24 protein-coding genes are annotated in these 25,735 nt (G+C 65.1%); 10 read left to right on the top strand and 14 right to left on the bottom strand.

Annotated features, from left to right (window positions below; translation table 11 throughout):
• Positions 1–70: 70 nt before the first annotated feature.
• From QQK95_RS26325 to QQK95_RS26355, 7 genes are all read right to left on the bottom strand, one after another.
• The gene (locus tag QQK95_RS26325; RefSeq protein ID WP_284277314.1) at positions 71–1,015 is read right to left on the bottom strand and encodes an ABC transporter permease; all 945 of its coding nucleotides are present in this window, start codon (positions 1,013–1,015) and stop codon (positions 71–73) included.
• A complete protein-coding gene (locus QQK95_RS26330) occupies positions 1,012–2,067 on the bottom strand; it encodes an ABC transporter permease (RefSeq protein ID WP_284277315.1) in 1,056 nt (351 codons plus the stop codon). The genes QQK95_RS26325 and QQK95_RS26330 overlap by 4 nt, the downstream gene beginning before the upstream one ends.
• Positions 2,067–3,578 (bottom strand): ABC transporter ATP-binding protein, encoded by a 1,512-nt coding sequence (locus tag QQK95_RS26335; protein ID WP_284277316.1) that lies wholly within the window; start codon positions 3,576–3,578, stop codon positions 2,067–2,069. The genes QQK95_RS26330 and QQK95_RS26335 overlap by 1 nt, the downstream gene beginning before the upstream one ends.
• Before the next feature lie 125 nt (positions 3,579–3,703).
• On the bottom strand, positions 3,704–4,732 hold the full coding sequence (locus QQK95_RS26340) for a BMP family protein (protein ID WP_284277317.1): 1,029 nt from the start codon (positions 4,730–4,732) through the stop codon (positions 3,704–3,706).
• Between the two features lie 154 nt (positions 4,733–4,886).
• Positions 4,887–6,092, bottom strand: coding sequence for a 3-oxoadipyl-CoA thiolase (pcaF, locus tag QQK95_RS26345; RefSeq protein ID WP_284277318.1), 1,206 nt, complete (start codon positions 6,090–6,092; stop codon positions 4,887–4,889).
• A 1-nt stretch (position 6,093) separates the two neighbouring features.
• Positions 6,094–6,891 (bottom strand): CoA-transferase subunit beta, encoded by a 798-nt coding sequence (locus QQK95_RS26350; RefSeq protein WP_284277319.1) that lies wholly within the window; start codon positions 6,889–6,891, stop codon positions 6,094–6,096.
• Positions 6,888–7,745, bottom strand: coding sequence for a CoA transferase subunit A (locus QQK95_RS26355; protein ID WP_284277321.1), 858 nt, complete (start codon positions 7,743–7,745; stop codon positions 6,888–6,890). Before QQK95_RS26355 ends, QQK95_RS26350 begins: the two co-directional genes overlap by 4 nt.
• 121 nt (positions 7,746–7,866) lie before the next feature.
• Between QQK95_RS26355 and QQK95_RS26360 the strand changes: the two genes are divergently transcribed.
• Entirely contained in the window at positions 7,867–8,637 is a 771-nt protein-coding gene (locus QQK95_RS26360) for an IclR family transcriptional regulator (protein WP_284277322.1), read from the top strand.
• 16 nt (positions 8,638–8,653) lie between these two features.
• On the opposite strand, the gene QQK95_RS26365 is transcribed toward QQK95_RS26360, so the two are convergent.
• From QQK95_RS26365 to QQK95_RS26380, 4 genes are read right to left on the bottom strand one after another with little or no spacing between them, the layout of a single operon-like run.
• Positions 8,654–9,952, bottom strand: a complete 1,299-nt coding sequence (locus tag QQK95_RS26365) for an NAD(P)/FAD-dependent oxidoreductase (RefSeq protein ID WP_284277323.1) — start codon at positions 9,950–9,952, stop codon at positions 8,654–8,656.
• A gap of 2 nt (positions 9,953–9,954) precedes the next feature.
• On the bottom strand, positions 9,955–11,334 hold the full coding sequence (locus tag QQK95_RS26370) for a glutamine synthetase family protein (RefSeq protein WP_284277324.1): 1,380 nt from the start codon (positions 11,332–11,334) through the stop codon (positions 9,955–9,957).
• Between the two features lie 4 nt (positions 11,335–11,338).
• Entirely contained in the window at positions 11,339–12,622 is a 1,284-nt protein-coding gene (locus QQK95_RS26375) for a glycosyltransferase (RefSeq protein WP_284277325.1), read from the bottom strand.
• A 10-nt stretch (positions 12,623–12,632) separates the two neighbouring features.
• Positions 12,633–13,571, bottom strand: coding sequence for a GntR family transcriptional regulator (locus QQK95_RS26380; protein WP_284277326.1), 939 nt, complete (start codon positions 13,569–13,571; stop codon positions 12,633–12,635).
• Between the two features lie 235 nt (positions 13,572–13,806).
• On the opposite strand from QQK95_RS26380, the gene QQK95_RS26385 reads away from it, so the two are divergent.
• The 9 genes from QQK95_RS26385 (at position 13,807) to QQK95_RS26425 (ending at position 21,566) form a co-directional block, all read left to right on the top strand.
• Complete coding sequence (locus tag QQK95_RS26385) at positions 13,807–14,871, top strand: polyamine ABC transporter substrate-binding protein (RefSeq protein WP_284277327.1); 1,065 nt, start codon at positions 13,807–13,809, stop codon at positions 14,869–14,871.
• Positions 14,872–14,964: 93 nt separating this feature from the next.
• A complete protein-coding gene (locus tag QQK95_RS26390; RefSeq protein ID WP_284277388.1) occupies positions 14,965–15,807 on the top strand; it encodes an ABC transporter permease in 843 nt (280 codons plus the stop codon).
• Positions 15,800–16,594 (top strand): ABC transporter permease, encoded by a 795-nt coding sequence (locus QQK95_RS26395; RefSeq protein WP_284277328.1) that lies wholly within the window; start codon positions 15,800–15,802, stop codon positions 16,592–16,594. The genes QQK95_RS26390 and QQK95_RS26395 overlap by 8 nt, the downstream gene beginning before the upstream one ends.
• Positions 16,591–17,664 carry an ABC transporter ATP-binding protein gene (locus QQK95_RS26400; protein WP_284277329.1) on the top strand — a complete coding sequence of 358 codons (1,074 nt, stop codon included), beginning with the start codon at positions 16,591–16,593 and terminating at the stop codon, positions 17,662–17,664. The genes QQK95_RS26395 and QQK95_RS26400 overlap by 4 nt, the downstream gene beginning before the upstream one ends.
• Positions 17,665–17,674: 10 nt before the next feature.
• Entirely contained in the window at positions 17,675–18,949 is a 1,275-nt protein-coding gene (locus tag QQK95_RS26405; RefSeq protein ID WP_284277330.1) for a glycosyltransferase, read from the top strand.
• The gene (locus QQK95_RS26410; protein ID WP_284277331.1) at positions 18,946–19,296 is read left to right on the top strand and encodes a cupin domain-containing protein; all 351 of its coding nucleotides are present in this window, start codon (positions 18,946–18,948) and stop codon (positions 19,294–19,296) included. The genes QQK95_RS26405 and QQK95_RS26410 overlap by 4 nt, the downstream gene beginning before the upstream one ends.
• Positions 19,297–19,317: 21 nt before the next feature.
• The gene (locus tag QQK95_RS26415; RefSeq protein WP_284277332.1) at positions 19,318–19,659 is read left to right on the top strand and encodes a cupin domain-containing protein; all 342 of its coding nucleotides are present in this window, start codon (positions 19,318–19,320) and stop codon (positions 19,657–19,659) included.
• 22 nt (positions 19,660–19,681) lie between these two features.
• Positions 19,682–20,026, top strand: coding sequence for a cupin domain-containing protein (locus QQK95_RS26420; RefSeq protein WP_284277334.1), 345 nt, complete (start codon positions 19,682–19,684; stop codon positions 20,024–20,026).
• A 31-nt stretch (positions 20,027–20,057) separates the two neighbouring features.
• Entirely contained in the window at positions 20,058–21,566 is a 1,509-nt protein-coding gene (locus QQK95_RS26425; protein WP_284277335.1) for an aldehyde dehydrogenase family protein, read from the top strand.
• Between the two features lie 39 nt (positions 21,567–21,605).
• On the opposite strand, the gene QQK95_RS26430 is transcribed toward QQK95_RS26425, so the two are convergent.
• The 3 genes from QQK95_RS26430 to QQK95_RS26440 all read right to left on the bottom strand — a co-directional run bounded on the left by QQK95_RS26430 (position 21,606) and on the right by QQK95_RS26440 (position 25,735).
• Entirely contained in the window at positions 21,606–23,672 is a 2,067-nt protein-coding gene (locus QQK95_RS26430; RefSeq protein WP_284277336.1) for a 3-hydroxyacyl-CoA dehydrogenase NAD-binding domain-containing protein, read from the bottom strand.
• 131 nt (positions 23,673–23,803) lie between these two features.
• Positions 23,804–24,751: an ABC transporter permease gene (locus tag QQK95_RS26435; protein ID WP_284277337.1), complete on the bottom strand. Its 948-nt coding sequence runs from the start codon at positions 24,749–24,751 to the stop codon at positions 23,804–23,806.
• A gap of 3 nt (positions 24,752–24,754) precedes the next feature.
• Positions 24,755–25,735, bottom strand: coding sequence for an ABC transporter permease (locus tag QQK95_RS26440; RefSeq protein ID WP_284277338.1), 981 nt, complete (start codon positions 25,733–25,735; stop codon positions 24,755–24,757).

Below are 25,735 nucleotides of genomic sequence, written 5' to 3' on the forward strand. Positions count from 1 at the left end.
CGTCCCAGGGACAGCCTGGCGCCCTTCCTCTCCCCCGTCGATCGGGGGAGAGGAAGGACACCAAGCCTTGCTAACGCTCTTCCCTGCGGAACGGCTTCAGCAGCGCCGACGGTGCCACCGCGTTGCGTGACATCACAGCCATGGCGACGATGGTGAAGATGAAGGGCAGCATCAGGAACGCTTCGTAGGGGATATGCCCGAGCCCGCTCGCCTGCATGCGCAGCTGCAGCGCATCGACGAAGGCGAACAGCAGCGCGGCACCCGCTGAACGCCACGGGTCCCAGCGGCCGAACACGACCAGCGCGATCGCCACCCAGCCGCGCCCGGAGACGACGCCGAAGGTGAAGGCATTGAATTGCGCCATCGACAGGAAGGCGCCTGCCAGACCCATCAGGGCACCGCCGAGAATGACGGCCTGGAAGCGGGTGGCAATCACGCTGACGCCGGCTGAATCCGCCGCGCGCGGGTTCTCGCCGACCATGCGCACCGACAGGCCCCAGGGCGTGCGGTAAAGCACGAAGGCAGCGAGCGGTATGGCGATAATCGCCATGTAGACCAGCGCGAACTGGTTGAACACTGCCGGCCCGAGCACTGGAATGTCCGAGAGAACCGGGATCGGCAGCGTCTGGAAACCCTTGATGGCAGGCGGCACCGATTGCTGGCCGAAGATCAGCCGGTAGAGGAAATAGGCAAGGCCCGACGAGAACAACGTGACACCGATGCCGCAGACATGCTGGCTGAGGCCAAGCGCCACCGTGAACAGCGCATGCAGCGCGCCCATCAGCATGCCGGTCAGCACCGCCACCAGGACACCGAACCACAGGCTGCCGCTAAGGCTGGTGGCGGTGAAGCCGGTCATGGCGCAGAGCAGCATGATGCCTTCGATGCCGAGATTGAGCACACCGGCGCGCTCGGAGAACATTTCGCCGAGCGTGGCGAAGGCCAAAGGCGTGGCGATGCGGATGATGGCGGCCAAAAAGCCGACCTGGAATATCTGTTCCAGCACCACGCTCATGTGGCGGCTCCGACACGGCGGACACGATAGGCGGTGAACAGCAGCGCCACCAGCATGGCAAGCAAGGCGGTGCCTTGGATGACGTCGCTGAGGAAGGCCGGCACGCCGGTCGCGCGCGACATCGCCTCAGCCCCGGTCATCACGGCAGCCAGGAAGATCGCCGCCGGCACGACGCCCAGCGGATTGAGCCGCGCCAGCATGGCGACGACGATGCCGGAATAGCCGTAGCCCGGCGAAATGTCGCTCATCACCTGGAAATGCACGCCGCCGACTTCGCCGACGCCGGCGAGCCCCGCCAGCGCGCCTGACAACAGCGCGGTCGAGAGCAGCACCCGCTCGACATGGATGCCGCCATAGCGGGCGGCTTCCGGATTCTCGCCGGTGACCCTGATGCGGAAACCGAGCGTCGTGCGCGCGATCAGGAACCAGATCAAGGGTGCAGCGATCAGCGCCACGATGACGCCGAGATGCAGCCGCGTGCCTTCGATCAACACCGGGAAATTGGCCGAATCCTCGATCGGCGGCGAGATCGGATAGCCGCTGAAGCTGTCCTTCCACGGCCCTTCGATGAGCGCCATCAGCGCGTAGTAGATGACCGAGTTGAGCAGCAGCGAGCTGACGACATCGTCGACCTTGAATTTGACCCGCAGCGTCGCCGGCACCAGCGCGACCGCGGCGCCGGCCGCAGCACCTGCCAGCGCCATCAGCAGCATGGCGAGTGCTCCCGGCATCGGGATCGCGCCGACAAAGCAGCTCGCGACCGCACCGGCCAGCAATTGCCCCTCGGCGCCGATGTTCCAGAATTTGGCGCGGAAGGCGACCGCGACCGCCAGCCCCGTGAAGATCATCGGTGCCGCGCGCACCAGCGTTTCGGTTATCGCGTAGCTGTCGCCGAGCGAAGCCGTGAACATGACGCCGTAGGATTCGAGCACGCCGGCGCCAGCCAGCGCGATCAGGCCGCTGCACAGCACAAGCGTCGCCGCGATCGCCACCAACGGCAGCGCAAGATTGAACCAGGTCGGCGTAGAGGTGCGAACTTCCAGGCGAAACATCAGCTGTGGCCCTCCGCCCCGGTCATCAGCAGGCCGAGCCGCGCGATCGTCGCCTCGGCACTGCCAAGCGTGTCGACGATGCGGCCCTCATACATCACCGCGATGCGGTCGCAGAGCACCAGGAGTTCTTCCAGATCCTCGCCGATGACGATGATACCGCAGCCCTTGGCGCGCATGTCGAGGAACTTTTCGTGGATGAAGCGGGCAGCACCGATGTCGAGGCCGCGCGTCGGCTGCGAGACGATCAGGACTTTCGGATCGAAAGCGAGCTCGCGCGCCAGGAGCGCCTTCTGCAGATTGCCGCCCGACAGCGCCCCGGCACGCGTCATTGGTCCGGGGCATCTGATATCATAGGCCTTGATCTGTTCTTCGGCGAAGGCGCGGATCGCATCCGGCTTGAGCAGGCCCTTGGCTGAAAAGGCAGCGGTGCCGATGCGTGGCAGAACCATGGAATCTGCAAGCGGCAAATTGGTGACCAGGCCGGTCGTCATGCGGTCTTCCGGGATGCGGCCAAGACCGAGCGCCTGCACCTCGCGCGGCGAAAACCGCGAGACCGTCTGGCCGGCGATCGTCATCCGGCCGGCATCAGGCGCGCGCACGCCGGAGATCACCTCGGCCAGCGCCCGTTGGCCATTGCCCGACACGCCGGCAATGCCGAGGATTTCGCCGGCACGGACGGCAAGCGAGACGTCGCGCAGCACCGTGCCCGCATGCTTCGAGGTGGAAATGCCGTCCAATGTCAGCACATCAGCACCGGGCGTCGATGGCCCCCTGGCCGGCGGCACGATCTCGTGGCCGCACATCAGCTGCGCCATGGCGGCGGATGTCGTGTTGGCCGGATCGTCGACACGGCCGGCGACGCGGCCATGCCGCAGCACCGTGCAGCGATGGGTGAGCGCCCGCACTTCGTTGAGCTTGTGCGAGATGAAGATGATACCAAGGCCTTGTGCCGCCATCGAACGCAACGCCGAAAACAGCCCGTCGACTTCACTCGGCGCCAGCACCGCTGTCGGCTCGTCGAGGATCAGAAGCCTGGCACCGCGAAACAGCGCCTTGACGATTTCGAGCCGCTGCTGTTCGCCGACCGATAGCGCCGAGACCGGCAGGTCGGGATCGAGCGTCAGCCCATGCTGGCGGCCGATTTCGGCCAGCCGCGCCAACCCGCCGGCGCGGTCGATCCGCCCCGATTTTCCGGGAATGCCGATCAAAAGGTTCTCCAGCACCGTCAGCCTTGGCGCCAGGTGAAAGTGCTGGTGCACCATGCCGATGCCGGCGGCCAGCGCATCGGCCGAGCTGGTGATCCGTACGGGCTGCCCCTGGACCAGGATTTCCCCGGCATCCGGCGCATAGGCGCCGAACAGCACGTTCATCAGCGTCGTCTTGCCGGCGCCGTTCTCGCCCAGCAGGCCGAGGATTTCACCCGGCGCGACGCTGAGGTCGACAGCCTCGTTCGCCTTGACGGCGCCGAAGCTCTTGGTGATGCCGCGCATTTCGATGAGTGGGGCGGGCAAGGCCGAAGATACTCCTGAGCGGTATGGCTTACGGGTTCAGCTTTGATTTATGGGGATGCGCGAGGCACCCCCTCTGCCCTGCAGGACAGAGGGGGGTGCCTCGCATTACCCCCTAAAACTAGCCATCAATCCGAAACCGGCGTGTTCTCATCCACGTCGACGCGGAAATTACCCTCGAGAATCTCGGCCTTCTTCTTCTCGACCAGATCCTTGACCTCGGCCGGCAGCGTCTTGTCGAACTTGTGATAGGGCGCGAGATACGAACCGCCCTTGGCCATGCGCGAGAAGTCGCCATAGTCCTGCGCTGTGTAGACGCCGGCCTTGACCAGTTTGATCGCCTGTTCGACCGTCGGATACATGTCCCACACCGGACCGGTGATGACCGTGTCGGGGCCGAGGCTCGACTGGTCCGACATGTTGGAGATGGCGAGGATCTTCTTCTCGACCGCCGCCTCGATGACGCCGAAGCGCTCGGCATAGATGACGTCGACGCCGGCGTCGATCTGCGCGACCGCCGCTTCCTTGGCCTTGGGCGGATCGAAGAAGGACCCGATGAAGGCGACCTTCTTCTTGACGTTCGGATTGACCTCCTTGGCGCCAGCAAAGAAGGCGTTGACCAGCCGGTTCACTTCTGGAATGCCCATCGCCGCGACGGCGCCGACCGTGCCCGACTTCGACATCTTGCCGGCGATCATGCCCGAGAGATAGGCGGGCTCATGGATCCAGTTATCGAAGACGCCGAAATTAGGCTCTGCCGGACCGGCGCCCGAACCGAACAGCCAGGCGGTCTTCGGGAACTGTTTGGCGGTGCGACGTGATTCACGCTCGGCGGCGAAGGCGTCGCCCAGCACCAGTTGGTAGCCGCCCTGCGCATATTCGCGCATGACGCGGCTGAAGTCGGCGGTCTGCACCTTCTCCGACCATTTGTATTCGATGCCGAGTTCCTTCTCCGCCTTCTGCAAGGCGACATGGATCTGGTTGTCCCAAGGCTCCTCGATCGGCGTGGCAAAGATCGCCGCGACCTTCAGTTTCTTGTCCTTGGCGAAGGCCGCGCCCGGCAGCATCGCGGCAGCCAAGCCAAGCGCACCCAGCTCCAATACGTTGCGTCGCGAAATCCCTTCGCGCGTCGAAAATTTGTTCTTCCGGTTTTCCATTGCAGTCCCCTCTGTTTGACAGCCGTGTCGAGCCGGCCGTTCTAGAAATCAGACGGGGAACTATGGAACGGGTCCGGACTTTTGTCCACATGGTCAAATTTGGCGGCGCGCCGAATCCTGCTCTGATTCTCGCTGGCCAAACGGAAGGCGGCGGTCAGGCCCGTTCGAGCGCGATGGCGATGCCTTGGCCGACGCCGATGCACATGGTGGCCAGCGCGTAGCGGCCGCCGTGTTCGCGCAGCTCCAGCGCCGCCGTGCCGGAGATACGCGCGCCCGACATGCCCAGCGGATGGCCGAGCGCGATGGCGCCGCCATTCGGATTGACGTGCCCGGCATCCTCGGCAATGCCGAGCTGGCGCAGCACGGCGATGCCTTGCGAGGCAAAGGCCTCGTTGAGCTCGATGACATCGAACTGTTGCGGCGTCAGGCCAAGCCGCGCGCACAGTTTCTGCGTCGCCGGCGCCGGGCCGATGCCCATGATGCGCGGCGCAACGCCGGCGGCGGCGCCACCGAGAATGCGGGCAATCGGCGTCAGGCCGTATTTTTTGACAGCCGCTTCCGAGGCAACGATCAGCGCCGCCGCGCCATCATTGACGCCGGAGGCATTGCCGGCGGTCACCGTGCCACCCTGGCGGAACGGCGTCGGCAGTTTGGCCAACGCCTCGACCGTGGTGCCGGCGCGGGGATGTTCGTCTTTCGAAACGACGACCGCATCGCCCTTGCGCTGCGGAATGGTCACTTCAGTGATCTCCTTGGCCAGCCTTCCATTGACCTGCGCCGCGACGGCCTTGTCCTGGCTGCGCACGGCAAAGGCGTCCTGGTCGGCGCGCGACACGGCAAAATCCTCGGCGACGTTCTCGCCGGTTTCCGGCATCGAATCGACGCCATATTGCTTCTTCATCAGCGGGTTGACGAACCTCCAGCCAATGGTCGTGTCGTAAATCTCGGCATTGCGAGAAAACGCCGTGTCGGCCTTGGGCATGACGAAGGGCGCCCGGCTCATCGATTCGACGCCGCCGGCGATCATCAGTTCCGCCTCGCCGGCCTTGATGGCCCGCGCGGCGATGGTCAGCGCATCCATGCCCGAACCACACAGGCGATTGACGGTCGAGCCCGGGATTTCCTTGGGCAGGCCGGCCAGCAGCAGCGCCATGCGCGCCACGTTGCGGTTGTCCTCGCCGGCCTGGTTGGCGCAGCCATAGACGACGTCGTCCACCGCCTGCCAGTCGATGCCGGCATTGCGCTCGATGAGTGCTTTCAGCGGGATGGCGCCGAGATCGTCCGCCCGCACCGAGGACAGCGACCCGCCGAAGCGGCCGATCGGCGTGCGGATGTAGTCGCAAATATAGGCCTCGGCCATGTCATGCAGCCTTTGCTTTTCCGGTTCCCTCATGCGCCGCCTTGGTGCGGGCCTGCAGGTCGCGCAATGTCGTGAGTTCGAGTTCGCTTGGCGCCGGTGTTTCGTCAAGCGCCTCGGCGAACTTAACCACCCAGCCACAGCTCTCCTGCACCTGCTGGCGGGTGACGCCGGGATGCAGCGACACGACCGTGAATTCCTTGGTCACCGGATCCGGCTTCCAGATGGCGAGATCGGTGATCAGCAGTGTCGGCCCAGCGGTGTCGATACCCAGCCGCTTGCGGTGATCGCCGCCCTCGCCATGGCCGAAGGAGGTGAAGAAGTCGATCTTCTCGACCATGCCACGCTTGCTCTGCGCCATGGTGATGTAGATCTCCTTCGATGAGGTCGCGATCTCCGGCGCGCCGCCGCCGCCGGGCAGCCTGGTCTTGGGGTGGAGATAGTCGCCGATGACCGTGGTGTTGATGTTGCCGAACTTGTCGAGCTGTGCGGCACCCAGGAAGCCGATCGAGATGCGGCCTCCCTGCAGCCAATAGCGAAACATTTCCGGCACCGCGACGGTGGTGACGGCTGTCTCGCACAATTCGCCATCGCCGATCGACAGCGGCAGCACATCGGGCGCCGTGCCGATCGTGCCGCTCTCGTAGATCAGCGTGATGTCGGGCGCATGCGTCAGCCGCGCCACGTTGCAGGCGGCGGACGGCGCGCCGATGCCGACGAAGCAGACGTCGTCATTCCGCAGCGCGCGGCTGGCAGCGATCGTCATCATCTCGTTGGGGGTGAAGCCCGGATTGTCGCTCATGCCGCTTTCCTCAGATGCTCGACACGTCCGGCAAAGTCACCGGCGTTCTTCTCAAAGACATTTGCCTGCATCCAGGCCTGGAATTTCTCGCGGTCGGCGGCGATCTCGTCCCATTCGAGATAGGCGGCGTTGTCGCGCGCATAATAGCCATGCGCATAGGATGGGTGCGAACCGCCGGGCACGACCGATATCGCCGCGATCGTCCAGCGCGGCAGCACGGTCAGGTTGGGGTGCAGATCGTCGAAATTGTCGACCACTTCCTCCACTGTCACCACGGCGCGCTTGGCCGCCAGAACGGCCTCCTTCTGGATGCCGATGATGCCCTCGACCAGCACATTGCCTTTTTTGTCGGCCTTTTGCGCATGGATGAAGGTCACGTCAGGCCGGATCGAGGGAACGGCAGCCAGCACCTCGCCGGTGAACGGACAAGTGACCGACTTGATGTTCGGGTTGACCGCCGCAAGGCCGGCACCGCGATAGCCGCGGAACACCGCACAGGGCAGGCCGGCCGCGCCCGCCTCATAGGCATTGGCCATGCCGGCATGGCTGTGCTCCTCGACCTCGATCGCCCGGGGAAAACCGTTCTCGATGGAATCGCGCGCGCGCCGCAAGAGGCCGACGCCGGGATTGCCGACATAGGAGAAGATGATCTTCTTCGCCATGCCCATGCCGATCATCTGGTCGTAGATCAGGTCCGGTGTCATGCGGATCAGGGTCAGGTCGCGAAACCCCTGGCGGATCGCCTCATGCGCGGCGGCTGTCGGGATCAGGTGGGTGAAGCCTTCGAAGGCGACGGAATCGCCATCATTCAAATTCTCGGCGACGGCCTGTTTGAGCGGCAGGAACTTGACCATCGTGTCGACTCTCGGTCAAAAAAGTTCGCATTGCGAACTTATGTTTTGTATGCGAAACTTATTACGCTGAGCGAAGCCATGGAGTCAATCCTGGCGACAATGCCGTTTACGGGAGATGAGATTGGACGCTGAGGCTGCTTCCCGTGACCATGTCGGCTCGCTCGAGCGCGGCCTTGCGGTGATGGAAATCCTCGCCCGGCATCCCTCGGGCATGACACTGACCGAAATGGCCGAGGAAGCCGGCCTGACCCGGGCCGGCGCCCGCCGCTTCCTGCTCACCCTTGTCGCGGCAGGCTATGCCACGCAGGACGGCCGTGTCTTTTCGCTGTCGCCGCGCCTGCTGGCCGTCGCCCGCACATGGCTGGGTGGCGGCTCGCTGTGGAGCTTCGCCGCGCCGATCATGCGCGCGGTCGCCACGCAGCTCAACGAGGCCTGCTCGGCGGCGATCCTGTCGGGCCAGGATGTCGTCTATGTCGCCCGCATTCCCGGCCGCCGCATCCTCAGCGTTTCGCTCGATATCGGCACCAGGCTGCCCGCCTATTGCACCTCGATGGGGCGCATGCTGCTCGCCGGCCTGGCGCCGGAGGAACTCGACAAATTTCTGCACCAGGCGACCATCGAGAGACGGACGCCGAAAACGGTCACCGATATCGGGCTGCTGGCCGAGGCCATCGGCAAGGCCAAGGCGAACGGCTTTGCCATCGTCGACGAGGAGCTGGAGTTCGGCCTGCGCTCGATCGCCGTGCCGATCCGCGACCGCGCTGGCGGCACGGTCGCGGCCATCAACGTCTCGACACAATCGGCACGGTTTACCGTCACGGAGATGGAGCGGGAAATCCTGCCGGCGCTGCTTGGAGCCAGAGAGCGCATCGAGGATTTCTTCGTCGTCTAAGTCGCGTCCGGCCCTCTCAATGCTTGATGCGATCGCGCATCGCGTACCACAGCATGCCCAGCACATAGAGCGGCCCGCGTAGCGCCGTGCCGCCGGGGAATGGAAGTGGCGTCAGCGTCGAGAACAGGTCCAGCCGCGAGGCATCGCCGGTGATCGCTTCGGCCAAAAGCTTGCCCGACAGCGTCGACAGGATGACGCCCTTGCCGGAATAGCCATGCGCGAAATAGACCTCGCCATAGTGCCCGACATGCGGCAGCCGCGATGTCGTCACCGAGACCAGCCCGCCCCAGGCATGATCGATGCGACAACCCTTGAGTTGCGGGAAGGTGGCTTCCATATGCGGCCGCACGAAGCCGGCAATGTCGGCCGGCGGCGACGGCGTGTAGCGCTCGCCGCCACCGAACAGCAGCCGACCATCCGCCGACATGCGGTAGTAATTGACGACGAAGCGTGTGTCCGACACGGCGACATTGGCCGGGATGACGTTGCGTTTGCCTTCCAGCGGCTCGGTGGCGACGATGTAGTTGCCGACCGGCATGATGCGGCTGTTGACGCGCGGCTCCAGCCCATGGAGCAGCGCATCGCCCGCCAGCACGACATGCCTTGCGCGCACCGAACCCTTTGCTGTCGAGACCCGGATCGAAGGCTCGCGCTCCAGTTTCACCGCCACCGAATTCTCATGGATGACGACGCCGGCGGCCGCTGCCGCGCGGGCAAGGCCAAGCGTGTAGTTCAGCGGATGCATGTGGCCGCCAAGCGGCTCATACATCGCGCCGTGATAGGGCGTGTCGACCTTGGCGCGGGCATCCGCCGCCGACAGTATCTCGACATCGCGGAACTTCATCACGCTTTCGAGGCACTTGGCCTCTTCCTCCAAATCCTTGAGATCGGAGCCGTTGACGGCGCCGACCAGATGACCGGTGAGCCTCAGATCGCGGTCGATGGCGTGGCTCTCGATAATGTCGAGCACCAGGCCGCGTGCTTCGAAAGCAAGGTCGAACAGCACCTTCGCCCGCTCCGGCCCGTAAAGCTTGACCAGGCCCTTGGCGCCCTTGCGCAGACCGGGGATCATCTGGCCGCCATTGCGGCCCGACGCGCCCCAGCCGATCTTGCCGCCTTCGAGCAACACCACCTTCAGGCCACGCTCGGCGGCGTGCAGGGCAGCCGACAGGCCGGTGCAGCCGCCGCCGACGACGACCAGGTCGGCTTCGACATCGCCGACAAGCGCCGGATGGTCCGGCGCCGGATTGGCGGTGGCGACATAGTAGGATTTGCCGATATCGAGACCGGAATTGAAACCTGCTGAAGATGCCATGATCACACCTTCAACAGCAGGTGATCGCGTTCCCAGCTCGTCACCACGCTCTGGAACAGGTCGAGCTCGACGCTCTTGACGCGCAGATAGGTCTGGAAGAAATCCTCGCCGAGCAGTGTGCGCACCGGCTCGCAGGCGGTGAAGCGGTCGAGCGCCTCCTCCATGGTTTTCGGCAGCGTGCTCTTGATCTTGTAGGCATTGCCCGTGGCTTCGGCGGAGCGCGCCAGTTTCTGCTCGACGCCAAGATAGCCGGCGAGCAGCGAGCCGGCGATCGCCAGATAGGGATTGGAATCGGCGCCCGGCAAACGGTTCTCCACCCGTCGCGCCGAGCGGCCACCGGCCGGCACGCGCAGGCCGCAGGAGCGGTTGTCGTGCGACCATTCGATGTTGGCCGGCGCGCTGTGGTTCGGCCTTATGCGGCGGAAGGAATTCACGTTGGGCGCGAACAGCGGCATGATCTCCGGCACATATTTCTGCAGGCCGCCGATGAAATGGCCGAACATCTCGGTGTCGGCATCGTCATCGCTGGCAAACAGAGCATTGCCCGCCTCGTCGATGACGGACATGTGCAGATGCATCGAGCTGCCCGCCTGGGCAGCGATCGGCTTGGCCATGAAGGTGGCATGCATGCCGCATTGCTGCGCGGCCTGGCGCGTCAGCCGCTTGAACAAAAGCACCTGGTCGGCCAGCGGCAGCGCGTCGCCATGCAGAAGATTGATCTCCAGCTGCGCCGTGCCCGATTCATGGATCAGCGTGTCGAGCGGCAGTCCGGCGGCCGCGGCATAGTCATAGACACGCCGGATCACCGGCTCGAATTCTTCCAGTGCCACCATGTCATAGGGATGCTGCACAGTTTCCGCGCGGCCATTGGTGCCGACCGGGGCGGTCAGCGGCCTGTCCGGATCGGGGTTGGGCGCGGTGAGATAGAATTCGACCTCCGGCGCCACCACCGCCCGCCAGCCGCGCTGGCGGTAGAGATCGAGCACGGCGCGCAGCACATGCCGCGGCGAGGCCATCCATGGCCTGCCGTCCATGTGGAAGGCGTCGGCGAAGACATAGGCCTTCCCCGCCCCGGCACCCGGCGCAAGGCACAGCGTCGAAACATCGGGCACCATGCGCATATCCGGGTCCGAATAGGCAAAGCCCTCGTCGATCGAACCGGAATAGCGGCCGTCGATGCTGACCAGGAAGGCGCTGCTCGGCAGGTAGAGGGCGCGGTCTTCCAGCGCCTTGAGGAATTTCGCCGTCGGCAGCGCCTTGCCGCGCAGCACGCCGTTCATGTCGGGCACCAGGCACTCGACCTCGTTGATGCCGTGCTGTGCCAGCCAGGCCCTGGGGTCGTTGCCGCTGGAGACAGAGGTCTTCGTGTTCTTATCAAGCATGTCGTCAAGTCCGTATCAGAGAGAGTATGGCTTGCGCGGCCACGTCCGTTCCGGGCTGCAGCGCCATCTGGGCTGCATTGTCCCTCAGGCGGGCGCGCATGGCGTCGTCGGCCAGCAGGCCGAGAATGGCTCTCTCCAATACTCCTTCGGTCCAGCCGTCACGGCCGATATGGTCGCCGGTGCCGGTCTCTTCGGCGCGGCGCGCATTGTCGTGTCCGTCCCAGCAATAGGGCATGATCAGCGACGGCACGCCGAAGCGCAGCGCCTCGCAAAAGCTGTTGTTGCCGCCGTGATGGATGAACAGGTCCGACTTAGCCACCACCGAGGGCTGCGGGAACCAGGCGTCGAGATAGACATTGTCCGGCACCGCGCGATAGGCGTCGCGCAGGCCGCCGACATTGACGATGAAGCGCGCCGGCAGCCTGTCGAAGACGGCAAGCATGCGCTCGATCAGCCCGACATCCATGGCCCCTAGACTGCCGAAGCTGACATAGACCAGCGGCCCGCCATTGCGTGGAAAGACCGGCACCTCGAACGGCCCTTCCGAGCGCACGCAGCCTTCAAGATAGACGAAGCGGGCGGGATCGAGCGGTTCGGCCCGCTCGCGCCGCACGATCGACGGCGTCAGCAGCAGATTGAGATCGGGCGAGCTTTCCAGGAACAGGCCCTTCGGCAATGGCGCCAGGCCGGCATCGGCGCGAAAGCGGTTGAAGCGGTCATGCGCCGGCGCCGAGGCCGAGAGATAACGCGCCTCGAACGCCGTGCGTTGCGGATCGTCGGCGGCCATCCCGGAAAGGTAAGGCGGCACTTCGGCGTCGGGCAGTTCCGTCTCGGCGCAAGAGACGACGCGCACCCACGGGCAGCCGGCGGCGGCGATCGCCGGGAACATGATGACATTGTCGAGCACCACGGCGTCCGGCTTCAGCCGCGCCAGCAATTGCCGCAGCGGCGCCTCGGCATTGACCGCCGTGTCGACGATCGCTTGCCAGGTCGGCGCGACATAGGTTTCGAGCTGGTCGATCGGGCTCAGCCGGAAATGCGGCAGGTGCCGGCGCACGAAGGCCTGCCAGTAGCTCTGGCGCTCGCTGTCGCTCAACGGCTCGTCGGTCGGCAGCTGGTATTCCTGGAAACCGTAGTCGGCAAAGACACCGGAGAAACCGGCATGGCAGATGAAGACGGGCCGGGCGCCCCGCGCCCGCAAGGCCTGCGCGATGCCGACGCAATTCAAAGCGGCGCCGAAGCTGGCTTCGGGAAACAGCGCGATGGTCGGGCTGGCTTTGCGCGTCAATTAATCCTCTTCATTCCGGCCGGCTGATCATGCCGAACAGGGCGGGCGCCCCGCGGCTGGCCGCTTGCGGTCGCTGGTTGCGGGAGAGCCGCAGGTGGATGCGAAGCAGATCGGCAGCCACCTCATACTGCCGGCTTTCGAGATGGTCGAGTATGTTCAGGTGTTCCAGCAAGGATTGCCGCAGCCGGAAGACGTTGACCCCGGCATAGATGCCCGGCAGCCGGCGCAGACGGAGATGATCGGCCAAGGCGTCGGCGACGAAGCGGTTGGCGCAGCCCTCGGCGATCATGCCGTGAAAATCCATGTCCAGCCGCTGGAACTCGCGCGTGTCGAACGCCGCATCCGGCAGCGCCGACAAAGCGTCCATGCCCTGGCGCAACGCCGCCGCCCGCGCGCCGTCCAGCCGGAAGCCCGGCGTCAGGATCGCCGCCGGCTCCAGCAGCAGTCGGAACTCATAGCTTTCGCCTTGCGCTTCCGGATCGTCGGGGGTGCGCCGGAAAAGCCAGGATTGGCCGGGCGCGCGGTCCAGTAGATTCTCTTCAGTCAGTTTATTAAGCGCTTTTAGTACCGTCTTTCGATCCGAGCTGTAGCGTCGCATCAGCGCCGCGGCGGTCACCGTCTGGTCCAGCCTGCGCGCCGACCGGTCGCGCAGGATCGCCTCGGCCAGCTCATCTTCCTCCGCGCTGGGAAGCTCGGCTGATATCGCCGGCTGCGCGGAGAGGTCGACCGCCAGGTGATAACCGGTATCCGCCTCCCAGCGCACGACGCCGCGCTCAGCCAACAGGCTGAGTGCCGCCCGCACCGGCGTGCGCGAGACATTGCACAGCGAAGCGATCTGCTGTTCGGGCAGGCGCGCGCCGGGTTCGAAGCCGCGCTGGCGCGCCACATCGAGGATGCGCTGCGCCAGGTCGAGATGGTTGGTGCGAGGTCGTCGGGCTGCGGCTTGCATGGCTTGTCTCGGCGGACGGATATGACCGCATTGGTTTGGCCGATCGCCGGCACAAGCGCAATCGGCCAGATTCCTCGGTCGGTTGACAAATTATGGATTGACGTACTTTTTTCTGCAATAGTACTGTCAGGGCAATCGGCGATAAAAAGACCGAGGGAACAGGATCGAAAGCAGCGGCATGGGTCGCGCCCGGTCCAGCACAGAATTCGACGATCAACCGGAATGGGAGTCTGCCATGACCGCTACCAGCCCGCGGCGCCGTGCGCTCACGGTCTCTTCAATCGCTCTCGGCCTTGCCATGGTGCTGTCGGCGCCGGCAATGGCCGCCGACCTCGTCATCTCCAACTGGGACGGCTACATGGCGCCCGACGCCATGGCCGCCTTCAAGACCGCCACCGGCGTCTCCGGCGAAGTGGTGGTGCACGCCACCAATGAAGAGATCATGGGCAAGCTGATCGCCGCCGGCGGCAAGGGCTATGACGTGGTCTTCGTCTCCTCGCCCTTCGCTGAAGTGCTGAACAAGCTCGGCCTGACCGAGCCGATGGATCACGCCAAGATCCCCAATCTCGCCAACCTCTACCCGGAAGCGACCAAGCTGCCGCACGATGTCGGCAATGCTTTCTCCGTGCCCTACACCTGGGGCACGACCGGCCTCTGCTACCGCTCGGACCTGGTGAAGACGGCGCCGACAAGCTGGAGCGATCTGCTCGCGCCATCAGACGCGCTGAAGGGCAAGACCACCATGCTGGCGACCGATCGCTGGCTGCTGGCGGCCGGGCAGCTCGACAAGGGCTTTTCCGTCAACGAGACCGATCCGGCCAAGATGGCCGAGGTCAAGGACCTCTTGATCTCGGCCAAGAAGACCTTGCTCGCCTATGACGACACCACCTTCTATTCCAAGCTGGTCTCCGGCGAGGCGCTGATGGTGCAGGCGTGGGACGGCTGGTGCAACTACGGCATCGCCGAAAAGCCGGAGATCAAATACGTCATTCCGAAGGAAGGTTCCGACCTCTGGGTCGACACGATGGTGGTGATGAAGGCCTCCGAGCACAAGGACGACGCCTTCAAGTTCATCAACTTCATGCTCGACGCCAAGAACCACGCCTGGGCGGCGCAGAACATCGACTACAAGGTGCCGAACAAGCCAGCGATGGAAAGCCTGCCGGCCGATTTCCTGGCGAAATTCCCCAACATGGCGATGCCGGTGGCCGATCTCGTCAAGTTCGAGCAGCTGCGTGACGTCGGCGAAGCCCAGCGCGACTATTCCAAGATCGTCAGCGAGATCAAGGCCGCACAATAAGCTGCGCAGACATCACGGCCGGTGGTGCTTCTGCCGCCGGCCCTGAGCGGTACCTTAAAATTGTCCCAGACCCGACTTCGCTCCTCCCTGCTGATGGCCCCGGCGCTGGTCTGGTTGACCGCGCTGATGGTGGTGCCGTGCGCGCTGGTGCTGGCGCTCGCCTTCTTTCGGCGCGGCATCTATGGCGGCATCGACTACACCTTCACGCTGGAGAATTTCGGGCTGGTCTTCGACCCGCTCTATGCCGGTATTTTCCTCAAATCTGCGCGCATCGCCGGCACCGCCACCCTGATCGCGGTGGTGATCGGCTATGCCGCCGCCTACGCCATCGCAGCCGCACCGCGCCGGTGGCAGCCGGTGTTCCTGTTCTTTGCCGTGCTGCCGTTCTGGTCCAACTATCTGATCCGCACCTATGCCTGGATCGTGCTGCTCAACCGCGAAGGCCTGATCACGCAACTGCTGCGCTGGTTCGGCTACACCGGCGAACCACCATCGATGCTCTATACCGAAGGCGCGGTCATCGCCGGCCTCGTCTACAACTACCTGCCCTTCGTCATCCTCGCCTGCTACGCGCCGCTGTCGCGGCTCAACCCCGAACTCGCCGAAGCCTCACGCGATCTCGGCGCCTCGGCCGCCACCACATTCCGCCGTGTCATCCTGCCGCTGACCCTGCCCGGCATCGCCGCCGGCGCGGTCTTCGTCTTCGTGCTGTCGATCGGCAATTTCGTCACGCCGGCGCTGCTTGGCGGCGGCCGCTTCCAGATGATCGGTAATCTCGTCTACGACCAGTTCCTCACCGCCAATGACTGGCCCTTCGGCGCCGCCTTGGCGATGGCGCTGATCGCCATCATGCTTTTGGTGCTGATGGCGCAGGCGATGGTTGCCAATCGCGCAGCAGGACGCGCCGCGCAGGCCGCGGGAGGCACTGATGGCTGAGCGCCCCCCTGCGACGCGGCGCGCGCTGTGGCTTGTGCTGGGCCTCGTCTTCGCCTTCCTCTACATCCCGATCGCCGTGCTGGTGGCGCTCTCCTTCAACGAAGGCGGATTGCCGACGGCATGGTCCGGCTTCTCGCTGAAATGGTACGCCTCGCTGGCCAACAATTCCGCGATCCTGTCCGCCGCGCTCAACACGCTGATCGTGGCGCTGATCTCCACGGCCGTCGCGACCTTGCTCGGCACGCTGCTGGCGATCGGCGTCGAGATGCGCCGGCAATATGGCAAGGGGCTGGAAGCGCTGATCTTCGCGCCGATGATCATTCCCGACATCGTGCTGGCGATCGCGTTGCTGTCGTTCTTTTCCATGCTCAACCTGACCATGGGCCTGCACACCATCATCCTCGCTCATGTCGTCTTCAACCTCGCCTTCGTCTGCTCGGTGGTGCGCGCCCGGCTGAAGAGCTTCGACTGGTCGATCGTCGAGGCTTCCGCCGACCTCGGCGCCTCCGCGCTCACCACCTTCCGGCGCGTGACCTTGCCGGTCATCGCGCCGGCGGTGATCGCCGGCGCCCTGCTCGCCTTCACGCTGTCGGTCGACGAGTTCATCATCGCCTTCTTCACCGCTGGCGCCGGCCGTGCCTCGACCACGCTGCCGATGCAGATCTACGCCATGATCCGCTTCGGCATCACGCCGGAGATCAACGCGCTGGCGACCATCGTCATGGCCGTAAGCATCACCGCGCTGACCCTGTCGCAGCGGCTTAACAGGGGAATGATCGGCCAATGAGCGAACCGCGCACGCTGCTGGCCATCGATCATGTGTCGAAGAATTTCGGCCGGATCACCGCCGTCGACGGCATCTCGCTCGATATCCGGGAGAACGAGTTCTTCGCGCTGCTCGGCCCTTCCGGCTGCGGCAAGACCACGCTCTTGCGCATGCTCGCCGGTTTCGAGACGCCGAGCGACGGCCGCATCCTGCTCGACGGCAAGGACATCGCCCGGACCCCGCCCAACAAGCGGCCGGTCAACCTGATGTTCCAGTCCTACGCGCTGTTCCCGCATATGAGCGTGCGCGCCAATGTCTCCTATGGGCTGGAGATGGAGCGCTTGCCGGCTAAGGAGATCCGCTCCCGTGTCGACGCCATCCTGGCGACGACCGAGCTCGTCCCCTTCGCCGACCGCAAGCCGGAGCAATTGTCGGGCGGCCAGAAACAGCGCGTCGCGCTCGCCCGCGCCCTGGTCAAGCGGCCAAGGCTGCTGCTGCTCGACGAACCGCTCGGCGCGCTCGACAAGAAGCTGCGCGGCGCCATGCAACTGGAATTGAAGCGCCTGCAGCACGAGGTCGGCATCACTTTCGTCATCGTCACCCATGACCAGGAGGAATCGCTTGTGATGGCCGACCGCATGGCGGTGCTCAAGGATGGCAAGCTGCTGCAATGCGACACGCCGCACGCGGTCTACGAGCATCCCGCCGACCGTTTCGTCGCCGACTTCATCGGCGTGATGAATTTTATCCCGGGCAAGGCGTCAGCCGATGGCGTGGCGGCCGCGAATGGCGCGCGCATTACCGGCAAGGTCCCTGCGGCGCTCCCATCTGGCGCATCGGCGGTCGCCTCGGTGCGACCCGAGCGCATCCGGCTGTTTCCAGAGGCTCAGACCGCCAACCGCACGACTGGCACGGTCGAGGCGCTGGCCTATCATGGCCTCGACCTGCAGCTGCATATCCGCACGCCGTTGTCGCCCAAACCGTTTCTGGTGCGCGTCACCGCGGATGCAGCCGACCGCCGGCCGGTGTCGTCCGGCGACCAGGTCGAACTCGGCTGGGATGCCGCCGATGTCAGAATTTTCGCAGAATAGGAGAAGCTTGATGGCGCAGAAGACGATCGCCTTTTTCCCGGAAGCCGCCTATGGCCCGGCGCTCAATTCCGTCGGCATCGCCCAGGCGGTCGAGGCGCGTGGCCACAAGGCCGTATTCCTGTCCGATCCCGGCTTCGTCGAGGTCTACAGGGGCTACGGTTTCGAGGCACATCCGGTGAACCTGTCCGAACCGATGCCGCCCGAGCAGATGGCCAAGTTCTGGGAAGACTTCATCAACGGCCACATCCCGAATTTCCGCAAATCGCCCTACGACCAGGTCGACAACTATGTGAAGGATTGCTGGACCGCGATCGTCGACAGCGCCAAATGGGCGCAGAAGGATCTGCCGGGCGTGCTGGCCGCCATCAAGCCGGACGTCATCTGCGTCGACAACGTCATCCTGTTCCCGGCCATCAAGCAGTTCGGCAAGCCATGGGTGCGCGTCATCTCCTGCTCGGAAAACGAGATCGAGGACGAGGACATCCCGCCGCATCTCTCCGGCTGCGGCGAGAACGACCATGCCGGCCACCAGCGCTACCGCGATCACTTCAACGCGGTGATCAAGCCGATCCATGACGACTTCAACGCATTCCTCAAGGCCAACAATGAGGCGGCCTATCCGGTCGGCCAGTTCTTCGAGGCGTCGCCCTATCTGAATTTGCTGCTCTATCCCGAGGCGGCAAAATTCAAGCGCCGCCATCCGCTCGATCCCAGACAATTCCAGTATCTCGAAGGCTGTGTGCGGCAGGAGAAACCCTATACCGTGCCGACCTTCGCCAGGAACAATGGCGGCCCGCTGCTCTACGTCTCCTTCGGCAGCCTCGGCGCCGGTGACGTCGACCTGTTGAAGCGCATCATCGCCACGATCGGCAAGACGCGCTACCGCGCGCTGGTCAATGTCGGCGGCTACAAGGACCAGTACACCGACGTACCAGGCAACGTCATCGTCGAGAGCTGGTTTCCGCAGCCTTCGGTCATCCCGCAGGTCGATGCTGTCATCCACCATGGGGGCAACAACTCGTTCACCGAGTGCCTCTATTTCGGCAAGCCGGCGATCATCATGCCCTATGTCTGGGACGGCCACGACAACGCCACCCGCGTCGAGGAAACCGGCCATGGCTTCGGCATGCCGCGCTACGACTGGAGCGATGCCGAGCTGGTCGCGAAGATCGAGACCTGCCTGACCGATCCCGGGATGAAGGCGAAGCTGGCAACCACATCCGCCCAGATGCACGCGCAGAATGGGCCGGAGAAGGCCGCCGGCTTGCTGGAGGCGCTGCTGTGACCTCGTCCGCCCCGCACCTCCACCAGGCATCCACCCGCACCGATCTCGTCGACTGGGGCGCCCAGCCCGACGCAATGGAAGGCGCTTCGCATTCCACCGGCAGGCTGGTGCACAAGGGACCCAACAACCAGCCGGAATCCGGCATCTGGGTCTGCACGCCGGGCCGCTGGCGGCTGTCGATCCCGCGCGATGAATTGTGCCATTTCGTCGCCGGCCGCGCGACCTACCGCTCCGATGTCGGCGAAGTGATAGAAGTCTCGGCCGGGACCGTGGTCATGTTCCCCGCCGGCTGGACGGGCGAATGCACCGTTCACGAGACCATGCGCAACGTCTACATGCTGGCTTGAACGGCAACGGAGCTTCGCAACATGTCGACACCGCACTGGCCGAACGCCTCGAGGGTGGAACTGGAGGATTGGGGCGCGGGCAGCAACACGCTTGCCGGCGCGCCACGCGCTTCGGGCCGGATCCTGTCACAGAACCCGGACGGATCGAGCGAATGCGGCCTGTGGTCGTGCACGCCGGGCACCCGCAAGGTCACTTTTGCCGCCGACGAGTTCTGCCACTTCCTGTCGGGCCACGGCAGCTACGTCCACGAGAACGGCGAGGAGATCCCGGTCGGGGCCGGCACGCTGGTTTTCTTTCCCGCCGGCTGGACCGGCATCTCCATCATCACGCAAACGCTGACCAAGGCCTTCATGTGCCGGTGAGCATCATTTCAAGGAAATCGATATGACGACGCCAATCCTGCAATCGCCGCTCGCCGTAACCGACCTCGTCGACTGGGGCGTCATCCCGACGATGATCGAGGGTAAGTCCCACACCTCGGGCAAGCTGCTCCACAAGGGGCCGGAAGGCCGTTCCGAATGCGGGCTGTGGGTCTGCACGCCGGGCAAATGGCACTGCCACGTCACGCGCGACGAGTTCTGCCACTTCCTCGAGGGCCGCTGCACCTATGTGCACGAATCGGGCGAAGTGATCGAAATCGAGCCGGATACGGCCGCCTTCTTTCCGCAGGACTGGAAAGGCATCTGCACCGTCCACGAGACGATCAAGAAGGTCTACATGATCCGCTGAGCCTTCTCGATCAGTCTTCAAGGAGGACAGCATGCATTTCTCCCCTGACCGGCCAGCGTTCTTCGTCAATCCGGACTACCGGCCGATGGCCGGTGCAAACAAAGCAGTGATCGATCCGGCCACGCTGGAAACCGTCGGCGCCATCACCGCGGCCGGCGATGGCGAGATCGACGCTACGCTCACCGCCGCGACCAAGGCGCAGGCGACCTGGAAAAAGCTAGACGCCAAGAGCCGGGCCAGGCATCTGCATGCCGTCGCCAACGCCATCGAGGCGGCCGATTTCACGCGCTGCGCCGAGCTGATGGTGCGCGAGATGGGCAAGCCCTATCCGGAAGCGATCGGCGAGATCGCCAATTGCGCGCCGATCTTCCGCTACTATGCCGAGATGGCGCGCGACGATGCCGGCAAGATCGCCGGCACGACGCAGACCGGTTCCTTCCAATATGCCCGCTACGAGCCCTATGGCGTCTCCGTCCACATCATGCCGTACAATTTTCCGATCCTGCTGATGTGCTGGACCGTCGCGGCATCGCTTGCCGCGGGCAATGCCTGCATCATCAAGCCGGCCGAGGCGACGACGCTATCGACCCTGGAGTACATGACCGTGTTCCGTTCTCTGCCGGAAGGCCTGGTCTCCTGCCTGCCGGGCGGCGCGGCCACGGCGCAGGCGCTGATCACTTCCGACCGCACCCATGCCGTCGCCTTCACCGGCTCGGTCGCCGCCGGCAAGGCGGTGGCGGTCGCCTGCGCCGAGCGCATGAAGCCTTGCGTCATCGAGGCCGGCGGCAGCGATCCGCTGATCATCAGCGAACATGCCCCGCTCGAGGTCGCGGCAGCCGGCAGCGTCACCGCAGCCTTCCATCTCACCGGCCAGGTCTGCACTTCGGCCGAGCGCTTCTTCGTCGTCGATGCCGTTCATGACCGCTTCGTCGACCTGTTCGCCGACAGGACACGCGCGCTGCGCATCGGCAACGGCATGGACAAGACCGAGATCGGTCCGCTGGTCAGCGAAGCGGCTCGGGCCAAGGTCATGCGTCTTGTCGACGACGCCATTGCCCATGGCGCCAAGGCCGTCACCGGTGGACGCATCCCGCCGTCGCACAACACCGGCTGGTTCTACGAACCGACGATCCTGACCGGCGTCACCCCTGATATGGCGATCGTGCGCGAAGAGTGTTTCGGCCCGGTCGCCGCCATCTGCCGGGTGAGGGATTTCGACGAGGCGATCCGGCTCGCCAATGACAGCCCGTTCGGGCTCGGCGCCTCGGTGTTCACCACGGATCTCGCCGAAGCGCATGAGGCGGCCGAGCGGCTGGAGGCCGGCATGGTCTGGGTCAACAACCCGCTGATCGACAATGACGCCCTGCCGTTCGGCGGCTGGAAGGCCTCAGGCCTCGGCCGTGCACTCGGCCGCCAGGGTCTCGATGCTTTCCGCCGTTCCAAGATGGTCATCATCGACCACAAGCCGGCGATCCAGGACTGGTGGTATCCCTATCCCGACAGCTGGTTCCGCGAGGCCGGCGGCCGCAAGCACGTGTGAGGGAATGGCGCGCGGCGACACCGCGCGGCTCGACAAGGTTTACGCCTCGGGGTCCCAGGAGCCGGTCTCGACCATCCGCTTCAGCAACGGGGCCGGCATGAACACATCCTTGCCGGTCCGCTGGTGCCAGTGATCGAGCCGTTCGACGATCCTGGCCGCCCCTTCGAGACCGGCCCAGAACATCGGGCCACCCTTGCCGATGGGGAAACCGTAGCCATTGACCCAGACGACATCTATGTCCGAAGCACGGGCCGCGATCTTCTCCTCGAGGATCTTCGCCCCTTCATTGACCAGGGGATAGAGCGTGCGCTCGATGATCTCTTGCGCACCGATCGCACGCGGCGTGATGCCACGCTCAGCCGCCTTTTCACGGATCAGTGCCTCGACCTCGGGATCGGGAACGCCCGCCCGCGCGCCGGCCTCGTAGAGATAGAAACCCCGGCCGGTCTTCTGGCCGAAACGCCCCTGTTCGCACAGCGTATCGGCGATGACGGCCGTCAGGCCGCGCGCCTTGCGGTTGCGCCAGCCAATGTCGAGCCCGGCGAGATCGCCCATCTGGAACGGCCCCATCGGCCAGCCGAATTCGGTGAAGGCCTTGTCGATCTGGCTGGGTGTCGCACCCTCGAGCAGCAACGCTTCCGATTCCGAGCCGCGCGCGGCCAGCATGCGGTTGCCGACGAAGCCATGGCAGACACCGACGACGACCGCCACCTTGCCGATCCGCCGCGCGAGGTCGACGACGGTCGCCAGCGCATCCGGCGCGGTCTTGTCGGCCCGCACGATCTCCAAGAGCTTCATGACATTGGCTGGCGAGAAGAAATGCAGGCCGAGCACGTCCTGCGGCCGCGAGATCGAGCCGGCGATTTCATTGATGTCGAGATAGGACGTGTTGGTGGCAAGGATGGCGCCCGGTTTGGCGACGGCATCCAGCTTGCCGAAAACCTCCTTCTTCACCGCCATATCCTCGAACACCGCCTCGATGATCAGGTCGCACTCGGCAAGATCGGCATAGTCGGTCGAGCCCTTGAACCGGGCGAGCCGTTGATGCTTGGCGTCTTCGGTCAGGGAACCGCGCGAAACGGAAACGGCGTAGTTCTTCTCGATCATGCCCAGCCCGCGCTGCAACGCTTCCATGCTGGTTTCCAGCAAGGTGACCGGAAAGCCGCCATTGGCGAAGGCCATGGCGATGCCTCCGCCCATGGTGCCGGCGCCGATGACGCCGACGCGGGCGATCCGGCGCTTGGGCGTGTCCTTGCCGGGAAGCTTTGCCGCCTCGCGTTCGGCGAAGAACAGGTGGCGTTGCGCCCGCGACTGGTCGCTGGCGACGAGTTTCGCGAATAGCGCGCGCTCCGCCGCCAACGCTTCGTCGAAGGGCAGCGTGACGGCATTGCGCACCGCTTGCGCACAGGCAACCGGCGCTTCGAGCCCGCGCGCCTTCCTGGCGAGGTCCGCCGCCTCGGCATCGAAAGCCACGAGATCGGTTTCCCCGAGATCCTCATCGCGATCGCGCACCGGCGTGAACGGACCACCCTTGCGGGCGATTTCCCGGGCGAAGTTCACGGCATGCGTGGTCAGATCGCCCTCGAAAATGGCATCGACCAGACCGGCTTCATGCGCCTCGGACGCGCCGATCGGCGAACCCGAGACAATCATCTTCAGCGCCTTCGCCGCCCCAACAAGACGCGGCAGCCGCACCGTGCCACCACCGCCCGGCAGCAGGCCAAGTTTGACCTCGGGCAGGCCGAGCTTGGCGCCGGCGTCGGCAACGCGGAAATGGCAGCCCAGCGCCAGTTCCAGCCCGCCGCCGAGCGCGGTGCCGTGGATCGCGGCGACGGTCGGTTTGGCGATGGTTTCCAGCATCGCCACGACGGCGCGCAGATCGGGTTGCCGTACCGGCTTGCCGAATTCGGTGATGTCGGCACCCGCGACGAAGGTCCGTCCGGCGCAGGCAATCACGATTGCCGCCACCGAAGCGTCATCGCGCAAGTCGACAAGCGCCTGCATCAGCGGCTCGCGGACATGGAAACTCAGCGCGTTGACCGGCGGGTTGTCGATGGTGACGATGGCGACGCCATTCTCGTTCACGACGCTGACGGAATTGGACAAGCAGAGCCCTCCCGGGACCGACTGAGATCGCGGAAGGGTTTACTAGGCCGCGCCGCGAATGGGAACCCGCTGTTGGGCTGGCCTAACGATTGTCCGGGGGGCTCAGCGTCGATGCGTCGTGATCCTTCACACTACCGCACCGCCTTCTCCCCACCCGCCGCCGTAATGACGCCGACAATGATCAGTCCGGTCAGCAGCAGCCGCACGCCGGCGCTGACGCCGAACGTGTTGAGCATGGTGAGCAGCAGCACCAGAAACAGCGCCGCGCCCCACACGCCGGGGACATTGGCCTTGCCGCCGGCGACCGACGTGCCGCCGATGACGACCACGGCGATCGAGGCGAGCAGGTATTCATTGCCGATATCGACATTGGCGCCGCGGAAATAGCCGGCGAGAAGGGCGCCATCGATGCCGCCAAGCGTGCCCGACAGCGTGTAGGTGAGGAAGCGGATGCGGCCGACATTGACGCCGGCGAGCCATGCGGCGCGGATGTTCTGACCGATCGCCAGCACCGAGCGGCCATAGATCATGCGCTGCAAGGCGATGGCCGCGCCGATGGTGAACAGCACGGTCAGCACCGCCAGCACGGGAATGCCCAGGATCTGCCAGTTGGTGAAATCGGCGAAGCCCGGCGGCGGCTTGATCTGCAGCCCACGGCCATAGCTGATGTCGATCGACTGGATGATGAAGCTTGCCGACAGCGTGGCGATGATCGGCGGAATGCGCAGCGCCCAGATCAGCAGATAGTTGACCGCGCCGATCGCCGCGCCGCAGGCGAGCGCGGCCAGAAGGCCGACCACGATCATGGAATCGCTGCCGGCCATCACCTTCATGGCGACGGCGCTGGCCAAGCCGATATTGGCAGGCAGCGACAGGTCGACATTGCCCGGGCCGAGCGTGATGACGAACATCTGGCCGACACCGACGATGACCGTGAACACGGCGAGCGACAACGCCGCCGTGACCATGCCGCCGGCGCCATAGCCGCCGGTGAAGGCGATCGTGGCCAGCCACACGACGAGCGCGCCGAGGAACGACCATACCCAGGGCTTGCCGGCCAGCGATCGAACCAAAATCATCGCTCACCTCTCCTTGCGGCTGATCAGCACGCGCGCCGCCAGCACGATGATCAGGATGGCGCCGTTGGCGGCCACCTGCCAGTCCGGCGGAATGTGCATGAAGGTGAGCAGCGGCGAGGCCGCCAGCGCCAGTGTCAGCGCGCCGATCACCGCGCCGATCGGCGATACCCGGCCGCCGACGAATTCACCGCCGCCGAGGATCACGCCGGCGATCGAAAGCAGCGTATAGCCATTGCCGATATTGGCGTCGGCCGAGGTGGTGATGCCGATCAGCGCCATGCCGGACAACACGCCGAACAGGCCGGCCAGCGCAAACAGCACGATCTTGGTCTTCAGCAGCGACCAGCCGGCGCGCTTGAGCGCGGCCGGATTGCCGCCGGAACCGCGCAGGATCACGCCATAGGAGGTGCGCATCAGGCCGAAATGGACGACGAGCCCGATCAGCAGCGCCGCGATGATCGGGAAGGGAATGAGAGGCGGCTTGAACGACATGATCGCCAGCAGCCAGTCCGGCGCCTTGCCGCCGGGCTTGGGCAGGACGAGGATGGCCAGCCCCTGCCAGACGAAACTCATGCCGAGCGTCACCACGATCGACGGCAGATTGCGCAGATGGATCAGCGCGCCGAGCAGCGCATAGACGCCGATCGAGCCGAGCAGGATGGCGACGCCGATGAGCGGCGCGTCCTTCAGCCAGGTGGCGGTGACGCAGCCGACGAAACCGACGAAGGTGCCGATCGACAGGTCGAGCTCATTGCCTGAAATGACGAACATCTGCGCGATCGTCGCCAGCGCGATCGGGATCGCCAGGTTCAGCATCAGGCTGAAGCCGAAATAGCTGATGGCGCGCGGGTTGAGCCAGGCGATGGCGGCGAGCACCAACGCCAGCGACAGCGCCGGCAGCAGCCCGCGCAGCAGGCGGGCACGGGCAAGCGCGCCACGCTCGGCGGAGCTCCTGGCGGTGGTGTCGAGGCTGGCGGCGGTCAT

It is taken from the genome of Mesorhizobium huakuii (genome assembly GCF_030160235.1).
GTDB lineage: Bacteria > Pseudomonadota > Alphaproteobacteria > Rhizobiales > Rhizobiaceae > Mesorhizobium > Mesorhizobium huakuii.